This window comes from Campylobacter sp. CNRCH_2015_0814, from assembly GCF_025772765.1.
In the GTDB taxonomy this organism is placed as follows: Bacteria; Campylobacterota; Campylobacteria; order Campylobacterales; family Campylobacteraceae; genus Campylobacter_D.
On sequence record NZ_JAKMSR010000010.1, the window covers coordinates 39948 to 56632 of the forward strand.

Sequence of the window (16685 nt, forward strand, 5' to 3'; positions counted from 1 at the left end):
ATGCGCATGCGTTTGGTGACGGGATTTATAGCTTGTTTTTTCTTGCTTTTGCTTGCTAGGGTGTATTATATAAGTATTAAATCTAATGTTTATTATGAAGAAATAGCTAAACAAAATGCCATTAAAACGCAATTTTTAGCACCTGTTAGAGGACAAATTTTAGATATAAAGGGTAGACCCTTAGCGGTAAATAAATTAGGTTTTTCGATCTCTATAAAGCCATATTTGCATATAAAAAAGAAAAATAGAGCTCTTTTAGAGCAAGAATTACAAGCTATAGTAGGAGCCTTTCCGGATTTAAATGCTACTAAGCTCAAAAGAACTTATATAAAAGCAGATTCTTATTATAACCAAGATTATATAGAAGTGGTTCCATTTGTAGAATATGATGCGATGATTAAGCATTTTACTAAGCTTAATTTGCGCGAAAACATGCAAGTTAAATCTACTACTCAAAGATTTTATCCTTATGATGCTTTAGCTAGCCATGTTATAGGTTATGTTGGAAAAGCAAATTTAAATGATATGAATGAAAATGAAATTGCAAGATTGACTAGCTATGTAGGGCGTAGTGGCATAGAGCGTTCTTATAATGATATTTTACAAGGTCAAAAGGGTGAAAAGGTTAGCAAGGTAAATGCATTAAATAAAGAAATAGAAGAACTTTCTTATAAAAAACCTACTTCAAGCAATATCACTTTAAGCATAGATCTTGACTTGCAAGAATACTTAGCCAGTATTTTTGAAAATTTAGCAGGTGCAGCTATAGTAATGGATGTAAAAAGCGGAGCTATTTTGGCAGCGGGTAGTTTTCCTGAGTATAATCTTAATCCATTTGTTACGGGTATTAGCCAAGAAGAATGGGATAAGCTTTCTAATGATTTAAATCATCCTTTTACCAATAAACTTATTAACGGTCTTTATCCTCCAGGTTCAGTTATAAAAATGGGTACAGCTTTGGCCTTTTTAGATAGTGGAAAAGTAAGTGAAAATCATAAATATTTGTGTGATTCTAACTTTGAGCTTGGCGGTAGAAAATTTAGATGTTGGAAGGCTATAGGTCATGGTTATGTAGATATGACAGATGCTATTAGGGAAAGTTGTGATGTGTATTTTTATAAAGGTGCTTTAGAGGTTGGTATTGACATTATTAGTTCTGTTTTTGAAAGAATAGGTTTTGGTGTAAAAACAGGAGTGGATTTACCTAATGAATTTATAGGAACAGTACCTAATAGAATATGGAAAAAAGAAAAATACAACCAACCATGGTATCAAGGTGAAACTTTAAATACAAGCATAGGACAAGGTGATTTTCTTGCTACTCCTATGCAAGTGGCTAAATTTACAGCTATGATTGCTACGGCTAAAAATATCACACCGCATTTTTTACATAGCGTTGATGATAATGTTACTAAGATAAATTTTGATAATAATGAAAGTGTTTTTACGACTTTTGAACTATCAAAACTTCCACTTTTAAGGCGTGCTATGTATGAAGTTGCTAATGAAGACGGTGGAACTACGGCAAGATTTTTAAGAAATTCACCTATTACCATAGCAGCCAAAACAGGAACAGCACAAGTAGTTGGAATTTCTCAAAGTGAAAAAAAGCGTATTAAAGAAGAGGATTTAGAGTATTTTTTAAGATCTCATGCTTGGATTACTTCTTATGCACCTTATGAAAAACCACAATATGTAGTAGTGGTTTTAATCGAACACGGAAAAAGCGGTAGTAGTACAGGAGGGCCTATACTGGCTAAAATTTATCAAAAACTTATAGATTTAGGCTATATTGATAAAAAATATATCAAGAAAAAGACTAAATAATTAGCATTCCATCACCATATGAGTAAAAACGATAGTTATTTTCTATGGCTTCATGGTAAAGCTCTAAGGTTTTTTCTCTACCTATAAATGCTGCTACAAGCATAATTAAAGTTGATTTTGGCAAGTGAAAATTAGTAAGTAAATAATCAAGTCTTTGCGGGGTATTTTGTGGGTGTAAAAACAAATCACAAAAACCTTCTTTTAATTTTTTTCTATAATAATATTCTATACAACGAGTAACAGTGGTACCAACGCCTAGTATTTTCTTAGAAGAATCAATCAAAGCACAAGTTTCATCATCAATATGAAAAAATTCTGAATGCATTTTATGATCACGTATATCTTCACATTCTACACCTTTAAAAGTTCCTGCGCCAACGTGTAGTGTGATAGTATAGATATTATGATTTTTTTTAAGTTTATCAATCATTGCTTTATCAAAATGTAAGCTTGCAGTAGGTGCGGCAACTGCGCCTTGATTTTTAGCAAAAATGCTTTGATAGTTAATACTATCTTGTGCCTCATCTGCTCTTTTTATATAAGGTGGTAAAGGCACATGGCCTATTTTTTCTAAAATTTCAAAAACTTCATGATGACTAAGCTCTTTTTCATCATTAAAAAACTCTACTTCTCTTGTGCCATCATCATGTAATTTTTTGATTTTAGCTTTTAAAGAATTTTCAAAATATAAAATTTGCCCTTCTTTAACCTTACCCCGAATTTGCACTAAAAAATCATTATTTTTTAAAGGATGGTTGATAAAAAGTTCTATTTTACTACCACTTTCTTTGTTTCCATAAATTCTTGCTTTGATGACTTTGGTATCATTAAAGATGATTTCACAAGGTGGTAAAATTTTAGCTAAGTCCTTAAAATGTAAATGTGAAATTTGATCTTTACATCTTTCATATACTAAAAGCTTGGCATTTTCTTTGGGTAAAATAGGAAAATTTGCTATAAGTTCATTGGGTAAATCATAATCATAACTAGAAAGCAAAAGATCTTTATCAATCATTTTCATCATCTTCTTTTTGACTAGGATTAACTTTTTTAGCTATATAAATAGAAATTCCATAAAGCCCGCATAAAGGAACAGCCATTAAAAATTGCGATATAACATCAGGTGGTGTCATCATAGCTGAAAAAACAAAAATCACTAAAACTGAAACTCTAAAATGTTTTTTCAAAAAAGTATCATCAATCAGTCCAAGTTTAGCAAAGAAAAAGGTTATTACAGGCATTTCAAAAGCTAAACCAAAAGCGATTACTAATTTAGTAAAAAAGCCTACATATAAACCTATACTAATTAAAGGCTTAAAATCTTGGGTTTGTACCCCAAAATCAATCAAAAATTTAAAAGCCAAAGGTATAACTATATAATAACAAAATAAAGCACCAAGTGCAAACATAATACTAGCAAAGCTTACAAAAGGTACTACTAATCTTTTTTCATTATCATAAAGTCCAGGTGCTACAAATTTCCAAAACTGCCAAAAAATAACTGGCAAAGAAATCAAAAAAGCTGTAAAAAACGAAACCTTCATCGCAGTAAACAAAGGCTCTTGTAACTCAACAAAGGTCATTTGTCTTGAAATTTCAGGTAAGGCCGCTTCAACAGGCGCTTTTAGTATATCTATGATATAGTTATTAAAACTAAAACATACAAAAAACATCACAACAACACAAGCAACACTTATAAATAATCTTTTTCTAAGTTCTACTAAATGCGGTTTTAATTCTTCAAACATTCTTAGCTTTCCATTTTCTGAGTATTTTTTTCATCTTTTTGAATTTTTTCTTCAAGATTAGAAAGTTCTTGTATATCTTTTTCTAAATCATTAATTTCACTTTTTAATTCTTTGGTATTATTTAAAATATCTTCTTTGAGTTGATCAAATTCTTCAAAACTTAGTTTTTTTCTGATATTTTCATTAGTTTGTGAAAATTCATCTTTGTATTTTTGTGCTTCATCTTTTAATTCTGCTATTTTTAGTTCTTTATTAATACTTGCTTTTGCTTCATCGATATTGCTTTTAATGGCTTTTAAAATTTTTGCAATTTCAACTATAGTTGAAGGTAATTTTTCAGGCCCAAGCACTAAAATAGCTACAACTAAAATAACTAAAATTTCACCAAAACTCATTATTTTATCTTCTTTCACTTGAATATATGATTTACATTTTACATAAAAATACTTAAAAATATTATTACTTTTACTATATTAATATATTAATATATCTTGATATATTAATATATTTTTGTTATATTGAATTAAAAATAAAAAAGGAAAAGCATGGAGAAATTAGTTTTTATTTTAAAAGATTTTCTTATTTTATTTATAGAAATATCTGTTTTGTTTATTTTGGTTAGTATGCTTATTGCTTATTTAAATGAGCGCTATGCCAAATTTTTTAATGAGCATTTAAAGAAAGATTCTTTTACAAGCTATATAAAAGCCATACTTTTAGGCTGTTTAACCCCATTTTGCTCATGTTCAAGCATACCGCTTTTAAACGCATTTTTAAAAGCTAAAGTCCCACTTGGGGTATGCATAGCTTATTTAATCACCTCGCCTTTAATTAATCCTATTATAGTAGTGATGTTTATGGTGAGTTTTGGCTTAAAAATATCTTTATTTTATGTGGGATTTTTATTTTGTGTGATTTTATTTATTGCTTTTTGTGTTTCTAAAATAAACACTCAAGGATTTTTTAATGAAGACTTTTTAAAAAATGATTTAGAGCAAAAGTCATGTTGTTCTAATAATACTTTTCAAAGCTCATGTTGTCAAAAACCTAGCTTGGTTTTTGCTAAAAATTCTAAAACAAGTAAAATTTTAAATTTTAAAAACAAAGCTAAAGAAAGTAAAATCAAAATATTATTTTCACAAAGTTTTAAAGAGTATAAAAAAATTTTACCTTATATTGTTATAGGTATGGCTATAGGGGCTGTTATACATGGTGCTTTTCCACAAGATTTTTTCCAAAATTATATGAAAGATTATGGAGTTTTGGGCGTATTTATAGCAGCTTTTATAGGAGTTTTACTTTATATGAATTGTACAGCTATGATACCTGTAGCACTAGCTTTAACTACCAGTGGAATTCCACTTGGTATAATGATGAGTTTTTTAATAGCAGGAGCAGGGTGTTCTTTGCCTGAGCTTATTTTGCTTAAAAGAATTTTCAAAACAAGCTTTTTGATTTTATTTGCAAGTATGATTGTTGCTATTGCGATTAGTTTTGGTCTTTTAATGTTTTTTATATAAGGATTTTTATGCAAGAGTTTTTAAAAATAACAAGTGCGGTTAATGATGAAAGCAGGATTTTGATCCTAGCTTTCTTACAAAAATACGGAAAGCTTTGTGTGTGTGATTTGCAAAGCTCTTTAAATATGAGTCAATCAAGGCTTTCAAGACATTTAAAAATTTTAAAAGAAGCTAATTTTTTAGAAGTAGATAGACAAGGTGTTTGGGCGTATTATGGAGTAAAAGAAAATTTAAATAATTTTTGTAATGATATATTAAAAAACATCAATGAACTTTCCATAAAGCTTCCTGAGCTTAAAAGGTTTTCTTGTGAATGTAAAGCTTAAGTGCTAATATACAAAGCTAATTCATCGCTTAAAAGGTAGTTGGTATTATAAAAAATTCCATTTTTATAAACTAGCTTTCCTTTTTTACTAAGAAACATCGCTTTTTCTTTTTCTAAAGGTTCTAGCTTTGTTTCATCCACTCCTATAATACTTCTAAGTCCTAAGAAAATATGCTCTAAGCGTAAATCTTTTGAATTTAAATTTTCAATCTCTCTAAAACAAGGATCATTGATATAATCTTTTAAACTTTTTTTAGTATAAAATCTTTGATTTTTTAAAAATCCCACCGCACTTAAACCACAGCCTATATAGTCTTTTCCTTGCCAGTATGCAAGATTGTGTTTACAAATTTGTCCAAAATTGCTGATTTCATATTGTTTATAGCCAAGGATTTCAATTGCTTTAATAAAATGCTTTGCAAGGCGCGGTGCATTTTTTTTAAAATGAAATTTTTTAGCAAATCTTGTCTTTTCTTCTATGGTTAGATTATAAGCACTCACATGGTTAATATCAAGCAGAGTAAGTTTGGAAATTTCATAATCAAGCATTTTTTTATCATCAAGTTTTGTATCGTAAATTAAGTCTAGATTGATATTATTAAATCCTGCTTTTTTTGCATTTTCTATACTAGTAAAAATACTTTTTTGATCATGAATACGCCCAAGAAATTGTAATTTTTTTTCATGAAAACTTTGCACTCCAAAAGAAATACGATTAAAACCTAAATTTTTTATCTCTTTAAGCCAAGAAAAATTACTCGAGTTGGGGTTTGCTTCTATACTAATTTCACTATCTTTTTGTAAATAACTTTGTATAAAAATAAATATTTTTTCATAAAAACTAGCATCCATTAAACTAGGCGTTCCACCACCTATAAAAACAGTCTTTATGGAATTTTTATCAAGTTTGAAAAAATTTAGTTGATATTTTATATCTTGCGTTAAAGCATTTAAATAATCTTTTTCAAAATCCTTTTTCTTAAGTGAAGTAAAAGAACAATAAAAACACTTGCTTTCACAAAATGGTATATGTATGTATAAATGCATAAAACTTCTTTAAAATGTGATTATAAATTCGTATTTTTTTGTTAGAATTATATTATTAAAAAGTCAAGGATAAGAAAATCATGGAAAAAGAAAAAAAATATAGGCCAAATGTAGCCGCTGTTGTACTATCATCAGCTTATCCTTTTGAATGTAAAATTTTACTTGCTAAACGCAATGATATGGAAGATATATGGCAATTTCCTCAAGGTGGTATAGATGAGGAAGAAGAAGTTAAAAGTGCATTATTTAGAGAGTTAAAAGAAGAAATAGGCACAGATGAGGTTGAAATTTTAGCTGAATATCCTGAGTGGATTAATTATGATTTTCCAACTAAGGTCGCACAAAAAATGTATCCTTATGATGGTCAAAGCCAAAAATATTTTTTAGTTAGATTAAAAAATAAAGCTATCATTAATCTAAACACTAAAAATCCTGAATTTGATGCTTATAAATTTGCTTCATTAGAAGATGTTTATGATATGATTAACCATTTTAAAAAACCTATATATATTAAGGTTTTAAAATATTTTAAAGAAAGGGGGTATATTTAATGCTGGTCGTACAAAAATATGGGGGAACGAGTGTAGGAACGCTTGAGCGTATTGATGAAGTTGCTAAAAGAGTAGCAAAAAGTAAAAAAACTTGTGATAAGTTAGTTGTAGTAGTTTCAGCGATGAGTGGGGTTACTAATGAACTTATTGATTTTGCACATCATTTTAGTAAAAATCCTTCAGGTCGTGAGATGGATATGCTTTTAAGTAGTGGTGAGCGCGTAACTTCATCTTTACTTGCTATTGCATTAAATGAAATGGGTTTGAAAGCTACTGCATTTTCCGGACGCAATGCAGGAATTATCACAGATGATGTTTATACTAAAGCAAGAATAGAACACATTGATACTACAAATATTAACAAAGCCTTAGATGAGGGATATATCGTAGTAGTTGCTGGCTTTCAAGGTATTGACAAAATGGGTAATGTTACTACTTTGGGTCGTGGTGGAAGTGACTTAAGTGCGGTAGCACTAGCGGGAGCTTTAAATGCTGATTTATGTGAAATTTATACTGATGTAGATGGGGTATATACTACCGATCCTAGAATTGAGCCAAAGGCTAAAAAGCTAGATAAAATTTCTTATGAAGAAATGCTAGAGCTTGCAAGTTTAGGAGCTAAAGTTTTGCAAAATCGCTCTGTAGAGCTTGCTAAAAAATTAAATGTAAAATTAGTTACTAGAAGTAGCTTTAACGAAAATGAAGGGACGATCATTACTAAGGAGGAAAATATGGAACAAGCTTTGGTTAGTGGTATAGCACTAGATAAAAACCAAGCAAGGGTTACTTTAAGAAATATCGATGATAAACCAGGTATTGCTGCTGAAATTTTTGGGACTTTAGCAAATGAAAATATCAATGTAGATATGATTATCCAAAATGTAGGTTTAGATGGAGCTACAAATTTAGGTTTTACTGTGCCTGAAAATGAGCTTGATTTAGCAACTAATGCTATGAAAAAAGTTTTAGGTGCTAATGCTAATATAGAAACAGATAGTGCTGTGGTAAAAGTTTCAGTTGTGGGTGTGGGTATGAAATCGCATTCTGGAGTAGCTTCGGCAGCTTTTAAAGCATTAGCAAATGAAAATATTAACATACAAATGATTTCTACAAGTGAAATTAAAATTTCAGTTATCGTGCATGAAAAATATGGCGAATTAGCTGTAAGAGTATTGCATGAAGTTTATAAACTAGATATATAAATGAGCAATAGTTTTTTAAAATTTACCCTAGAGCAAATCCGAGAAAATGGTACTTATACAAGTTGGTTGGAAGAAAGGCGTCTTGAATGGTCGCCTTTGATCGCTTCTAAGTTAGCTTTGCTTTTGCAAGGTTATACTTTTATTGTGATTACTGATGATCAAAGAACGTGGTTTGAAGAGTATTTTTTAAGTCAAATTAACGCTAGTTCCACAAGACCTTTGGTGCCTTTTGTGTCTTTAAAAGGAATTTATAATAAAGCTTGTAATACCCAAGAAGATATAGATTTGCTAAATGATCTTTTAAGTATTTCTTTTCCTAATGGCTATGCCTTTTTTTATATAGGAACTAATACAGGTTTTAAATTTAAAATCGCTAATTCCAAAGCTGAAAGTATGCTTTGGCTTTTTGATGAGCAGTTGCAAAATAGCTTTTACCTTTCTTCGCGTGATAAGGAATTAGACTATAAACTCATTTCTTTATATAAAGTATTTGAGCAAAGCTTAGAGGCTGTGCTTTTTTCTAAGGTAGAAATTTGAATCTAAGAAATAAAATCATTATCCATAATGATTTTGAGCTAATGCAAGAAAAGCTCACAGAAGAATATGGTCAAAAAAATCTAAGATTTTTCATACCCAAAAATCCTGACTTAGAATTAAGACTAAATGACTTAACTTATGACAAAAACGGCCAAGCAACCGCAAAAGCTATTATGAATGAAAGTTATATAGCTGAAGCACAAGCTAAAATCATTGTTATACTAGCTAAGTCTTTTCGTGAAGAAGCGCAAAATTTTTTGTTAAAACTTTTTGAAGAGCCACCAAAAAATGTATATTTTATCATCGTAGCTCCTTCAAAAAATGTTTTTTTACCTACTATACTTTCAAGATTTATCATAGAAAAACATAAAATTCAAAAAGAAAAGATGTCTTTAAATTTGGATCTTAAAAAAATGGATCTAGCTCAAATTGCTTCATTATTAAAACAATATGAAAATATAGACAAGCATGAGTGTTTAGAGCTAATTAGTGCTTTAAGCCATGAATGTTTTAAACAAGATATAAAATTAAACGATGAAGAAATTGAATTTTTTTATAAAGCTTATGAATTAGCTAAATTAAATGCAAAGCCAATTATTTTACTAAGCACTATAGCTTTAATTTTACACGAGAGAAAAAATGAAAATCATTAAAATCAATCCTAATACAGATTTTGAAAAAATTTCTAAATATATAAAGCCACATAAAGCAGGCGAGAAAATTATGAGTGAAAAAACTCAAATTCATTTTTTTCTTATTAAAGAGTTAAGAGCGCCTGCTGCAAATATACTCAAGCAAGATGCATTAAGAGTTGGAGCTGAGCTTGTAACACATAAAGAAGTTATATTAGGTAAAGAACACACCAATGCCTTACTTATGGTAACGCAAGATCAAGCCAAAAAGCTTATAGAAAAAGAAAAATTACAAGATTTTAAGCTTAAAAATTTGGCATTATTTTTAAAGTCTAATTTCACTAAACCCAAATATGCAAAAATTATGGGTGTGATTAATATTAATGAAGATAGTTTTAATGCTCAAAGTAGGGTTAAAGAAAATGAAGTTTTAGAAAAAATCGAACTCATGATTTCTCAAGGGGCTGATTATATAGATATAGGCGGGGTTTCTTCAAGACCTGGTAGTGTGTATTGTGGGCAAGAAGAAGAGTTTAAGCGTTTAAAAAATACCTTAGATTTAATCTATAAAGAAAAACTTTATGAAAAATGTATTTTTAGCTTAGATAGTTTTGATGAGTATTGTTTAGAATATGCTTTAAATAAAGGCTTTAAGCTTATTAATGATATCACCGGTTTTAAAAATGAAAATTTAGCCAAACTAGCTTTAAAATACAAAGCTACCTACACACTCATGCATATACAAAATACCCCACAAAATATGCAAGATAACCCGCATTATGAAGATGTATTAACCGAGCTTGATGATTTTTTTGCGCAAAAGCTAGAGAGGCTAAGTGAGCTTGGTTTAGAAGATGTGATTTTAGATGTTGGCATTGGTTTTGGTAAAAGTCCTTGGCATAATATGATGTTAATCAAGCATTTAGAGCATTTTTTACGCTTTGAAAAAGAACTTTTAATCGGAGCTAGTAGGAAAAGTATGATAAATGCTTATTTTAGCTCAAGTGTTGAGCAAAGACTAGCTGGCACGCTTTATTTGCATTTAGAGGCTTTTAAAAATGGTGCAAGCATTATAAGAGTGCATGATGTGTATGAACATAAACAAATGTTTGAACTTGCAAAAGCTATGGATGAACTTTCTTTGGAGTAATGATGACTTATCAAGAGTATTTAGAAAAGGTAAAATTAGCAAAAGAATGGATGAGGGCTTATTATGAAGATGATGAGCCTTTAGCAAGCGATGAAGAATACGATAAACTTATAAGAGAGTTAAAAGCATTTGAAATGCTTCATCAAGAAAAGATTTCTAAAGACTCTCCTACGCAAAATATCGCCCCGATTATACAAAGTGAGTTTCATAAACTTGCACATAGTGCAAAAATGTGGTCTATGGAAGATGTTTTTGATGAAGCTGAACTTAGAGCTTGGGCAAAAAGAGCTAAATGTGAGTTTGATTTTTTCATAGAACCTAAATTTGATGGAGCAAGTTTAAATCTTACTTATGAAAATGGTATTTTAATCAGCGGTGCTACAAGGGGCGATGGGGAAGTAGGCGAGGATATTACTTTAAATGTTAAAGAGATATCCAATATACCTCAAAAAATTCCTTATAAAAACAAGATAGAAATTCGTGGCGAAGTAGTGATTTTAAAAGAAGATTTTGAAAAAATCAATGAAAAAAGAGCCAAAGATGGCTTGAGTTTATTTGCAAACCCACGCAATGCAGCAAGTGGCTCTTTAAGACAGCTTGATACAAGCATTACAAAAGAAAGAAATTTAAAATTTTATCCTTGGGGAGTGGGGGAGAATTCTTTAGAGTTTAAGAAACACTCTGAAGTGATGGAGTTTGTAAGAAATCTTGGCTTTTTAAAAGATGATTTTGTTTTTTGTGTAAAGACTTTAGATGAGGTTTTAGAAAAATACCATGAGCTTTTAGAAAAAAGAGATCAAAAGCCTATGATGATGGATGGTATGGTTGTAAGGGTAGATGATTTAGCTCATTGTAAGCTTTTGGGTTATACCGTGAAATTTCCAAAATTTATGTCTGCGTTTAAATTTCCTGCTTTGGAAAAAACTACAACCTTACTCGGGGTTAATTTACAAGTTGGAAGAAGTGGGGTAATCACTCCTGTGGCGGTTTTAGAGCCTGTAAATTTAGACGGGGTTATCGTAAAGTCTGCAACCTTGCATAATTTTGATGAGATAGCTAGACTTGGAGTGATGATAGGCGATAGTGTAAGTGTGATAAGAAGTGGCGATGTTATACCTAAAATCACTAAAGTTTTTACCCAAAGACGCGATGGTTTAGAAAGTAAAATCACCAAGCCAACTCTTTGTCCTGAGTGTTTTAGTGAGCTTTTAGATGAGGGTGCTTTTTTAAAATGTCAAAACCTAGACTGCAAAGCAAGACTTGTAAATTCTATTATACATTTTGTATCCAAAAAGTGTTTAAATATAGACGGCCTTGGAGAAAATATCGTAGAACTTTTATTTAAAGAAGGAAAAATCACTAATATAGAAAGCATATTTTTCTTAAAATATAGTGATTTTGAAGGTTTAGAAGGCTTTAAAGAGAAAAAAATCAATAATCTTTTAAACGCCATTGAAAATGCAAAAAAATGCTCTTTATCAAGGTTTATCACTGCTTTGGGTATAGAGCATATCGGAGAAGTGGCAGCTAAAAAGCTAGCGCAATCTTTTGGCTTTGAATGGTTTATACAAAGCTATGAAGCTTATGCAAATTTAGAAGGCTTTGGCGAGCAAATGGCTAAAAGCTTAGAAGAATTTACTCATGTTAACGCAAACCGCATTAAGCATTTTTATGAAATTTTGCATTTAGAGGATGAGAAAAAAGAGCTTATTATAAATGAAAATATTTCTAATAAAACCTTTGTTATCACAGGAACTTTAAGCAAATCACGCGATCATTTTAAGGAATTAATCGAAAGCTTTGGAGCAAAGGTAAGCTCAAGTGTGTCTAAAAAAACGGACTTTGTATTATACGGAAGCGAAGCAGGCTCAAAGCTTGAAAAGGCTCAAAGTTTAGGGGTTAGATGTATTAATGAGGCTGAGTTTAATGCTCTTTTAGGCGGTGATGATGAGGTTTGATGTCTTTGTAAGTGCAAAGTTAAACATTTCTCGTAATAAAGCTTGTGAGCTTATAGAAAACAAGCAAATTTTACTCAATGATGAATTTAGAAAAACCTCTTTTAAAATCACATCTCAAAGCCCCTTAGAAGATGAGAGTTTAAAACTAACGCTTTTAGAAGAGCTTTTTGTAAGTAGAGCTGCTTTTAAACTCAAGCGTTTTTTACAAGAGCATACATTTACTATCAAAGATAAAATTTGTTTAGATATAGGCTCATCGACTGGAGGTTTTGTGCAAATTTTACATCAAAACAAGGCTAAACATATCACAGCTTTGGATGTAGGTTCTAATCAACTTCATGATAGCTTAAGAAATTTAGAAAATATCCAAATTTGTGAAAACACTGATTTGCGTGAGTTTAAAAGTGAAATTTTATATGATGTTATCACTTGTGATGTGAGTTTTATATCTTTAACACATTTGATTTTTCATATAGATAAACTTGCTAAAGATCTTATCATCTTACTTTTTAAACCTCAATTTGAAGTGGGTAAAAACGCTAAACGCGATAAAAATGGAGTAGTAAAAGATATAAAAGCTATTAAAACTGCTAAAGAAAGCTTTGAAAAAGCCTGTGCAAAGCTTGGTTGGATTTTACAAGTAAGTCAAGAGTCGCACTTAAAGGGAAAAGAAGGCAATGTTGAGTTTTTCTACGCCTATAGAAAAAACTAAAATCACGAGCTTAGCCATAGGGCGTTTTGATGGTATGCATTTGGGGCATTATGAGCTTTTTAAGCATTTAGATGAAAACGGAGTCTTGTTTATCATCACTAAAGAGGAAAAAGAAGCTCTAACGCCTAAGGATTTTAGAGTAAATTTGGTTGATTTTCCTTTGATTTTTTGTGATTTTGAAAAAATCAAAAATTATAAAGGCGAGGATTTTTTAAAGCTTTTAAAGCAAGAATTTCCCAAACTAGAAAAAATCATCGTAGGTTATGATTTTAAATTTGGTAAAGAAAGAAAATGCAGTGCCAAAGACATACAAAGCCTTTGTGGTATAAACACCATCATTGTAGATGAGTTTAAAATTCAAAACAAAAGCGTTCATACAAGTATGATTAAAACCTTACTTAAAGAAGCAAAAGTTAAAGAAGCTAAAAATTTCCTAGGTAGGTTTTATACTATACAAGCAAATATCATCAAAGGGCAAGGCATAGGCGCTAAAGAGCTTTTTGCAACTTTAAATTTATACGCAAAAGACTTCTTTTTGCCTAAAGATGGTGTATATGCGACTTTGGCAAAGATTGAAAATAAAAGCTATCATAGTGTAAGTTTTATAGGTATAAGATCTACTGATGAAAATTTTGCTTTAGAAACGCATATTTTAGATGAAAATTTCACAAACACAAAAGCAATTTCAGTGGAGTTAAGTTTCATTGACTATATAAGAGCTAATGAGAAATTTAACGACTTAGTCTTATTAAAGGCACAAATTAGTAAAGATATCAACAAAGCAAAAGAAATTTTAGGAAAATTAAATGAAAGATGAAATTTTTAAAAAACCCTTAGAAAAACAATTTGAATTTGATAAAAGTGTAGCAAGTGTTTTTGATGATATGGTGTCAAGATCCGTGCCTTTTTATACGCAAAATTTAAAACTCATAGTCGAACTCATAGATCATTTTGCACCGCAAAATGCGAGAATTTGCGATCTTGGTTGTTCTACTGCTAGTTTATTGCTTGCACTTTATGAAAAAAGAAAAGATTTTCTTTTAAGTGGGGTTGATGAGGCTAATGCTATGCTAGAGATTGCTAAAAGTAAATGTCAAGCCTTTGGAGCTAGGGTGGATTTTTATCAAAAAAATTTAGATGACTTTGAGTTTTTTAAAAATGATGTTTTTATAGCTACTTATACTTTGCAGTTTATCCGCCCACCTAAAAGACAAGAATTGGTTGATAAAATCTATCAAAACCTAAATGAAAATGGTATGTTTGTGCTTAGCGAAAAAATTCTTTATGAAGATGTCAAAATAGCTAAAAAAATGATACAAATTTATGAGCAATACAAACTAGAGCAAGGTTATAGTAAGCTAGAAATTTCAAGCAAACGAGAAGCTTTGGAAAATGTTCTCATACCTTATACTCAAAATGAAAACATAACCATGCTTAAAAAAGCAGGATTTTCTAAAGTTGAAAGTGTTTTTAAATGGGTAAATTTTGAAACATTCATAGCTTTTAAATAAAATATTTTCAATATAAAAGTTAAAAATATTAGCTTAAAAATTATATTTATAATTATAAATATCTTACAAATTAATTTTTCTACTATTGCAAACATTTATAATTTATTATATAATTTGGTTATTTTGTTATACTTATTTATGTTTATTTTTTGGTTGTATTTTTTTATTAAAAAAAGGGCTTTTATGATTAAATGGTCGAAAGAATATAGCGTGCATAATAAAACCATTGATGAGCAGCATAAAGTTTTATTTGATATAGCCAAAAAGGCTTATCTTATAGCAGAAAATCATGCAAGTATTAGTGAAATCAAAAGTGTTTTGATTGAGCTTTTTGAGTATATTAAAACTCATTTTAAAGATGAGGAGGCTCATATGCAAAATATTGCTTATCCTGGATTAGAGCAACATAGAAAAATCCATCAAGAAATTACAACTTCATTAATCTCTTTAGTGAAAAACATTAAAACTGTAAATGATTTCAAAGAAAAACTTAATGTAATTACAGAAAAATGGCTTGTAGAACATATATTAAAAGAAGATATGAAATATCATAGATATGAAAAACAAAAACAACAAAAAACCGATGAGGTAGATTTTGATAAGGATGAAAATTTAACTGTAGAGCATTTTGTTGAAGAAACACCAAAATATGTTGTTTATATTTGTGGTTGTGTAAATGAAAAGCATAAAATCCCTCATCGTGTTCATTTACAAATTCTTAATGGTGTAAAATATAACTGCAAAGTTTGTAAAAAAAATATTCGCATTGCTTAGGATGTCTTATGGAAGCATTTCCAATATGGAATGAAAAATTCAGCATTGAAAATGCAGATATTGATTTGCAACATCAAACTCTTTTTGCTTTAGCAGAAAAAACCGCTAATCTTTTAAATAGACATATTTATAAAGCAGAAGTCAAGGAATTATTGGGTGATTTTTTTGATTATATGCGAACCCATTTTAAAGATGAAGAAGATTATATGTATTCTATAAATTATCCGTATTTATCAGAACACAAAGCAATGCATAAGAAAATTATCAAAGACATGAGTGTATTGCTTAGTGAATGTTCTAGTACAAATGATCTTAAAGAAAAGCTATATAAGATAGTTTCAGTATGGCTTTTAGAGCATATAGTAGAACATGACATGAGAATTAGTAAATTTAAAAAAAGTTTAGATAAAAAAGATTTAAATCAAAAACAGGTGCAAGAGAGCAGTGATAAATTTGAGTATATTTGCGCTTGTAAGGATATGATTCATAAACTTGATTATGGAGTGCATATTAAAATAAAATATTTAAATATAGCTTATAAGTGTAAAAAATGCTCCAAAGAATTAGTTTTTAATTATATAGAATAATTTTTCCAATATTAAATATAAAAATTATAAAATAAAAATTTATAATTTAGATAATTTTTATTCATAAAATTATTATTAAGAATAATTTTATGAATAAAATATTAATATTATACTCATTATCAAAATATACATAAAACAGCTATATCCATTTTTTATATCAATTTTATGAAAGGGTTTTTTAATGAATAAAAATTTATCTAAAAAATGTTTTATGGGGGGGGGTAGTAGCACTTTATTAAAACTCTATTTTATCACTATCATCTCTTTAAGCTCCCTACAAGCAGCCACCCAGGCAAATTATGATAAAGCTTCTAATGCTTATGTTATTAAAGAGCACAAGTTTAATAATAATGATGTATATGATTATAATCTTGATACTTATAAATTTATCAACGGTGCGAATTATTATGGACAATTTTCTACTAATAAAAATATTTCGGATACTACTTTGATTTATGATAATCCTAAAAATAAGGATTATTTTAGGTTAAATTTAAAAGAATCACAACAAGACATACTCACTCCAAGTATTAAAGAAGATATTTTTGTAGTTAATGGCTTTCATAGTACTAATTTATCTAATACCACATTACATCAAACTAGC

At 29.5% G+C, this 16685-nt stretch carries 18 protein-coding genes and 1 pseudogene; 15 read left to right on the forward strand and 4 right to left on the reverse strand.

The features are described 5' to 3' along the window. A complete protein-coding gene (gene mrdA, locus L8X24_RS06545) occupies window positions 1-1827 on the forward strand; it encodes a penicillin-binding protein 2 (protein ID WP_263664128.1) in 1827 nt (608 codons plus the stop codon). Here the strand turns inward: mrdA and queA are convergent. Genes queA through tatB form a run of 3 tightly spaced genes read right to left on the reverse strand, consistent with a single transcriptional unit; the run spans window position 1820 to window position 3970 of the window. Beyond that, window positions 1820-2848, reverse strand: coding sequence for a tRNA preQ1(34) S-adenosylmethionine ribosyltransferase-isomerase QueA (queA, locus tag L8X24_RS06550; protein ID WP_263664129.1), 1029 nt, complete (start codon window positions 2846-2848; stop codon window positions 1820-1822). The two genes, mrdA and queA, sit on opposite strands and share 8 nt — an antisense overlap. Further along, window positions 2835-3575 carry a twin-arginine translocase subunit TatC gene (tatC, locus tag L8X24_RS06555; RefSeq protein WP_039628251.1) on the reverse strand — a complete coding sequence of 247 codons (741 nt, stop codon included), beginning with the start codon at window positions 3573-3575 and terminating at the stop codon, window positions 2835-2837. The genes queA and tatC overlap by 14 nt, the downstream gene beginning before the upstream one ends. A gap of 2 nt (window positions 3576-3577) precedes the next feature. Further along, a complete protein-coding gene (tatB, locus tag L8X24_RS06560) occupies window positions 3578-3970 on the reverse strand; it encodes a Sec-independent protein translocase protein TatB (RefSeq protein ID WP_039618091.1) in 393 nt (130 codons plus the stop codon). A gap of 150 nt (window positions 3971-4120) precedes the next feature. Between tatB and L8X24_RS06565 the strand changes: the two genes are divergently transcribed. Next, complete coding sequence (locus tag L8X24_RS06565; RefSeq protein ID WP_263664130.1) at window positions 4121-5095, forward strand: permease; 975 nt, start codon at window positions 4121-4123, stop codon at window positions 5093-5095. An 8-nt stretch (window positions 5096-5103) separates the two neighbouring features. After that, the gene (locus L8X24_RS06570; RefSeq protein ID WP_263664131.1) at window positions 5104-5421 is read left to right on the forward strand and encodes an ArsR/SmtB family transcription factor; all 318 of its coding nucleotides are present in this window, start codon (window positions 5104-5106) and stop codon (window positions 5419-5421) included. Here the strand turns inward: L8X24_RS06570 and hemW are convergent. Next, window positions 5418-6467, reverse strand: coding sequence for a radical SAM family heme chaperone HemW (gene hemW, locus L8X24_RS06575; protein WP_263664132.1), 1050 nt, complete (start codon window positions 6465-6467; stop codon window positions 5418-5420). The two genes, L8X24_RS06570 and hemW, sit on opposite strands and share 4 nt — an antisense overlap. Window positions 6468-6547: 80 nt before the next feature. Between hemW and L8X24_RS06580 the strand changes: the two genes are divergently transcribed. From L8X24_RS06580 to L8X24_RS06635, 12 genes and pseudogenes are all read left to right on the forward strand, one after another. After that, window positions 6548-7018 (forward strand): RNA pyrophosphohydrolase, encoded by a 471-nt coding sequence (locus tag L8X24_RS06580; RefSeq protein WP_263664133.1) that lies wholly within the window; start codon window positions 6548-6550, stop codon window positions 7016-7018. Continuing rightward, a complete protein-coding gene (locus tag L8X24_RS06585) occupies window positions 7018-8220 on the forward strand; it encodes an aspartate kinase (RefSeq protein WP_263664134.1) in 1203 nt (400 codons plus the stop codon). Before L8X24_RS06580 ends, L8X24_RS06585 begins: the two co-directional genes overlap by 1 nt. Next, window positions 8221-8757, forward strand: coding sequence for a HobA family DNA replication regulator (locus L8X24_RS06590; RefSeq protein ID WP_263664135.1), 537 nt, complete (start codon window positions 8221-8223; stop codon window positions 8755-8757). Window positions 8758-8798: 41 nt separating this feature from the next. Beyond that, window positions 8799-9410, forward strand: a complete 612-nt coding sequence (locus tag L8X24_RS06595) for a DNA polymerase III subunit delta' (protein WP_263664144.1) — start codon at window positions 8799-8801, stop codon at window positions 9408-9410. Continuing rightward, window positions 9397-10539 carry a dihydropteroate synthase gene (gene folP, locus L8X24_RS06600; protein WP_263664136.1) on the forward strand — a complete coding sequence of 381 codons (1143 nt, stop codon included), beginning with the start codon at window positions 9397-9399 and terminating at the stop codon, window positions 10537-10539. The genes L8X24_RS06595 and folP overlap by 14 nt, the downstream gene beginning before the upstream one ends. Before the next feature lie 2 nt (window positions 10540-10541). Beyond that, the gene (ligA, locus tag L8X24_RS06605) at window positions 10542-12497 is read left to right on the forward strand and encodes an NAD-dependent DNA ligase LigA (RefSeq protein WP_263664137.1); all 1956 of its coding nucleotides are present in this window, start codon (window positions 10542-10544) and stop codon (window positions 12495-12497) included. Then, on the forward strand, window positions 12487-13209 hold the full coding sequence (locus L8X24_RS06610; RefSeq protein ID WP_263664145.1) for a TlyA family RNA methyltransferase: 723 nt from the start codon (window positions 12487-12489) through the stop codon (window positions 13207-13209). Before ligA ends, L8X24_RS06610 begins: the two co-directional genes overlap by 11 nt. After that, the gene (locus L8X24_RS06615; protein ID WP_263664138.1) at window positions 13175-14026 is read left to right on the forward strand and encodes a bifunctional riboflavin kinase/FAD synthetase; all 852 of its coding nucleotides are present in this window, start codon (window positions 13175-13177) and stop codon (window positions 14024-14026) included. The genes L8X24_RS06610 and L8X24_RS06615 overlap by 35 nt, the downstream gene beginning before the upstream one ends. Further along, entirely contained in the window at window positions 14016-14720 is a 705-nt protein-coding gene (gene cmoA, locus L8X24_RS06620) for a carboxy-S-adenosyl-L-methionine synthase CmoA (protein ID WP_263664139.1), read from the forward strand. The genes L8X24_RS06615 and cmoA overlap by 11 nt, the downstream gene beginning before the upstream one ends. A gap of 183 nt (window positions 14721-14903) precedes the next feature. Then, complete coding sequence (locus L8X24_RS06625; RefSeq protein ID WP_263664140.1) at window positions 14904-15494, forward strand: bacteriohemerythrin; 591 nt, start codon at window positions 14904-14906, stop codon at window positions 15492-15494. 8 nt (window positions 15495-15502) lie between these two features. Continuing rightward, window positions 15503-16081 carry a bacteriohemerythrin gene (locus tag L8X24_RS06630; RefSeq protein ID WP_263664141.1) on the forward strand — a complete coding sequence of 193 codons (579 nt, stop codon included), beginning with the start codon at window positions 15503-15505 and terminating at the stop codon, window positions 16079-16081. 181 nt (window positions 16082-16262) lie between these two features. Continuing rightward, window positions 16263-16685, forward strand: a pseudogene (locus L8X24_RS06635) (hypothetical protein); the annotation flags it as partial.

What these genes read in the sequence shown, in the direction of transcription:
- mrdA (WP_263664128.1), top strand. Translation starts at nt 1, where the DNA reads ATGCGCATGCGTTTGGTGACGGGATTTATAGCTTGTTTTTTCTTGCTT.
- queA (WP_263664129.1), bottom strand. Translation starts at nt 2,848, where the DNA reads ATGAAAATGATTGATAAAGATCTTTTGCTTTCTAGTTATGATTATGAT.
- tatC (WP_039628251.1), bottom strand. Translation starts at nt 3,575, where the DNA reads ATGTTTGAAGAATTAAAACCGCATTTAGTAGAACTTAGAAAAAGATTA.
- tatB (WP_039618091.1), bottom strand. Translation starts at nt 3,970, where the DNA reads ATGAGTTTTGGTGAAATTTTAGTTATTTTAGTTGTAGCTATTTTAGTG.
- L8X24_RS06565 (WP_263664130.1), top strand. Translation starts at nt 4,121, where the DNA reads ATGGAGAAATTAGTTTTTATTTTAAAAGATTTTCTTATTTTATTTATA.
- L8X24_RS06570 (WP_263664131.1), top strand. Translation starts at nt 5,104, where the DNA reads ATGCAAGAGTTTTTAAAAATAACAAGTGCGGTTAATGATGAAAGCAGG.
- hemW (WP_263664132.1), bottom strand. Translation starts at nt 6,467, where the DNA reads ATGCATTTATACATACATATACCATTTTGTGAAAGCAAGTGTTTTTAT.
- L8X24_RS06580 (WP_263664133.1), top strand. Translation starts at nt 6,548, where the DNA reads ATGGAAAAAGAAAAAAAATATAGGCCAAATGTAGCCGCTGTTGTACTA.
- L8X24_RS06585 (WP_263664134.1), top strand. Translation starts at nt 7,018, where the DNA reads ATGCTGGTCGTACAAAAATATGGGGGAACGAGTGTAGGAACGCTTGAG.
- L8X24_RS06590 (WP_263664135.1), top strand. Translation starts at nt 8,221, where the DNA reads ATGAGCAATAGTTTTTTAAAATTTACCCTAGAGCAAATCCGAGAAAAT.
- L8X24_RS06595 (WP_263664144.1), top strand. Translation starts at nt 8,799, where the DNA reads ATGCAAGAAAAGCTCACAGAAGAATATGGTCAAAAAAATCTAAGATTT.
- folP (WP_263664136.1), top strand. Translation starts at nt 9,397, where the DNA reads ATGAAAATCATTAAAATCAATCCTAATACAGATTTTGAAAAAATTTCT.
- ligA (WP_263664137.1), top strand. Translation starts at nt 10,542, where the DNA reads ATGACTTATCAAGAGTATTTAGAAAAGGTAAAATTAGCAAAAGAATGG.
- L8X24_RS06610 (WP_263664145.1), top strand. Translation starts at nt 12,487, where the DNA reads ATGAGGTTTGATGTCTTTGTAAGTGCAAAGTTAAACATTTCTCGTAAT.
- L8X24_RS06615 (WP_263664138.1), top strand. Translation starts at nt 13,175, where the DNA reads ATGTTGAGTTTTTCTACGCCTATAGAAAAAACTAAAATCACGAGCTTA.
- cmoA (WP_263664139.1), top strand. Translation starts at nt 14,016, where the DNA reads ATGAAAGATGAAATTTTTAAAAAACCCTTAGAAAAACAATTTGAATTT.
- L8X24_RS06625 (WP_263664140.1), top strand. Translation starts at nt 14,904, where the DNA reads ATGATTAAATGGTCGAAAGAATATAGCGTGCATAATAAAACCATTGAT.
- L8X24_RS06630 (WP_263664141.1), top strand. Translation starts at nt 15,503, where the DNA reads ATGGAAGCATTTCCAATATGGAATGAAAAATTCAGCATTGAAAATGCA.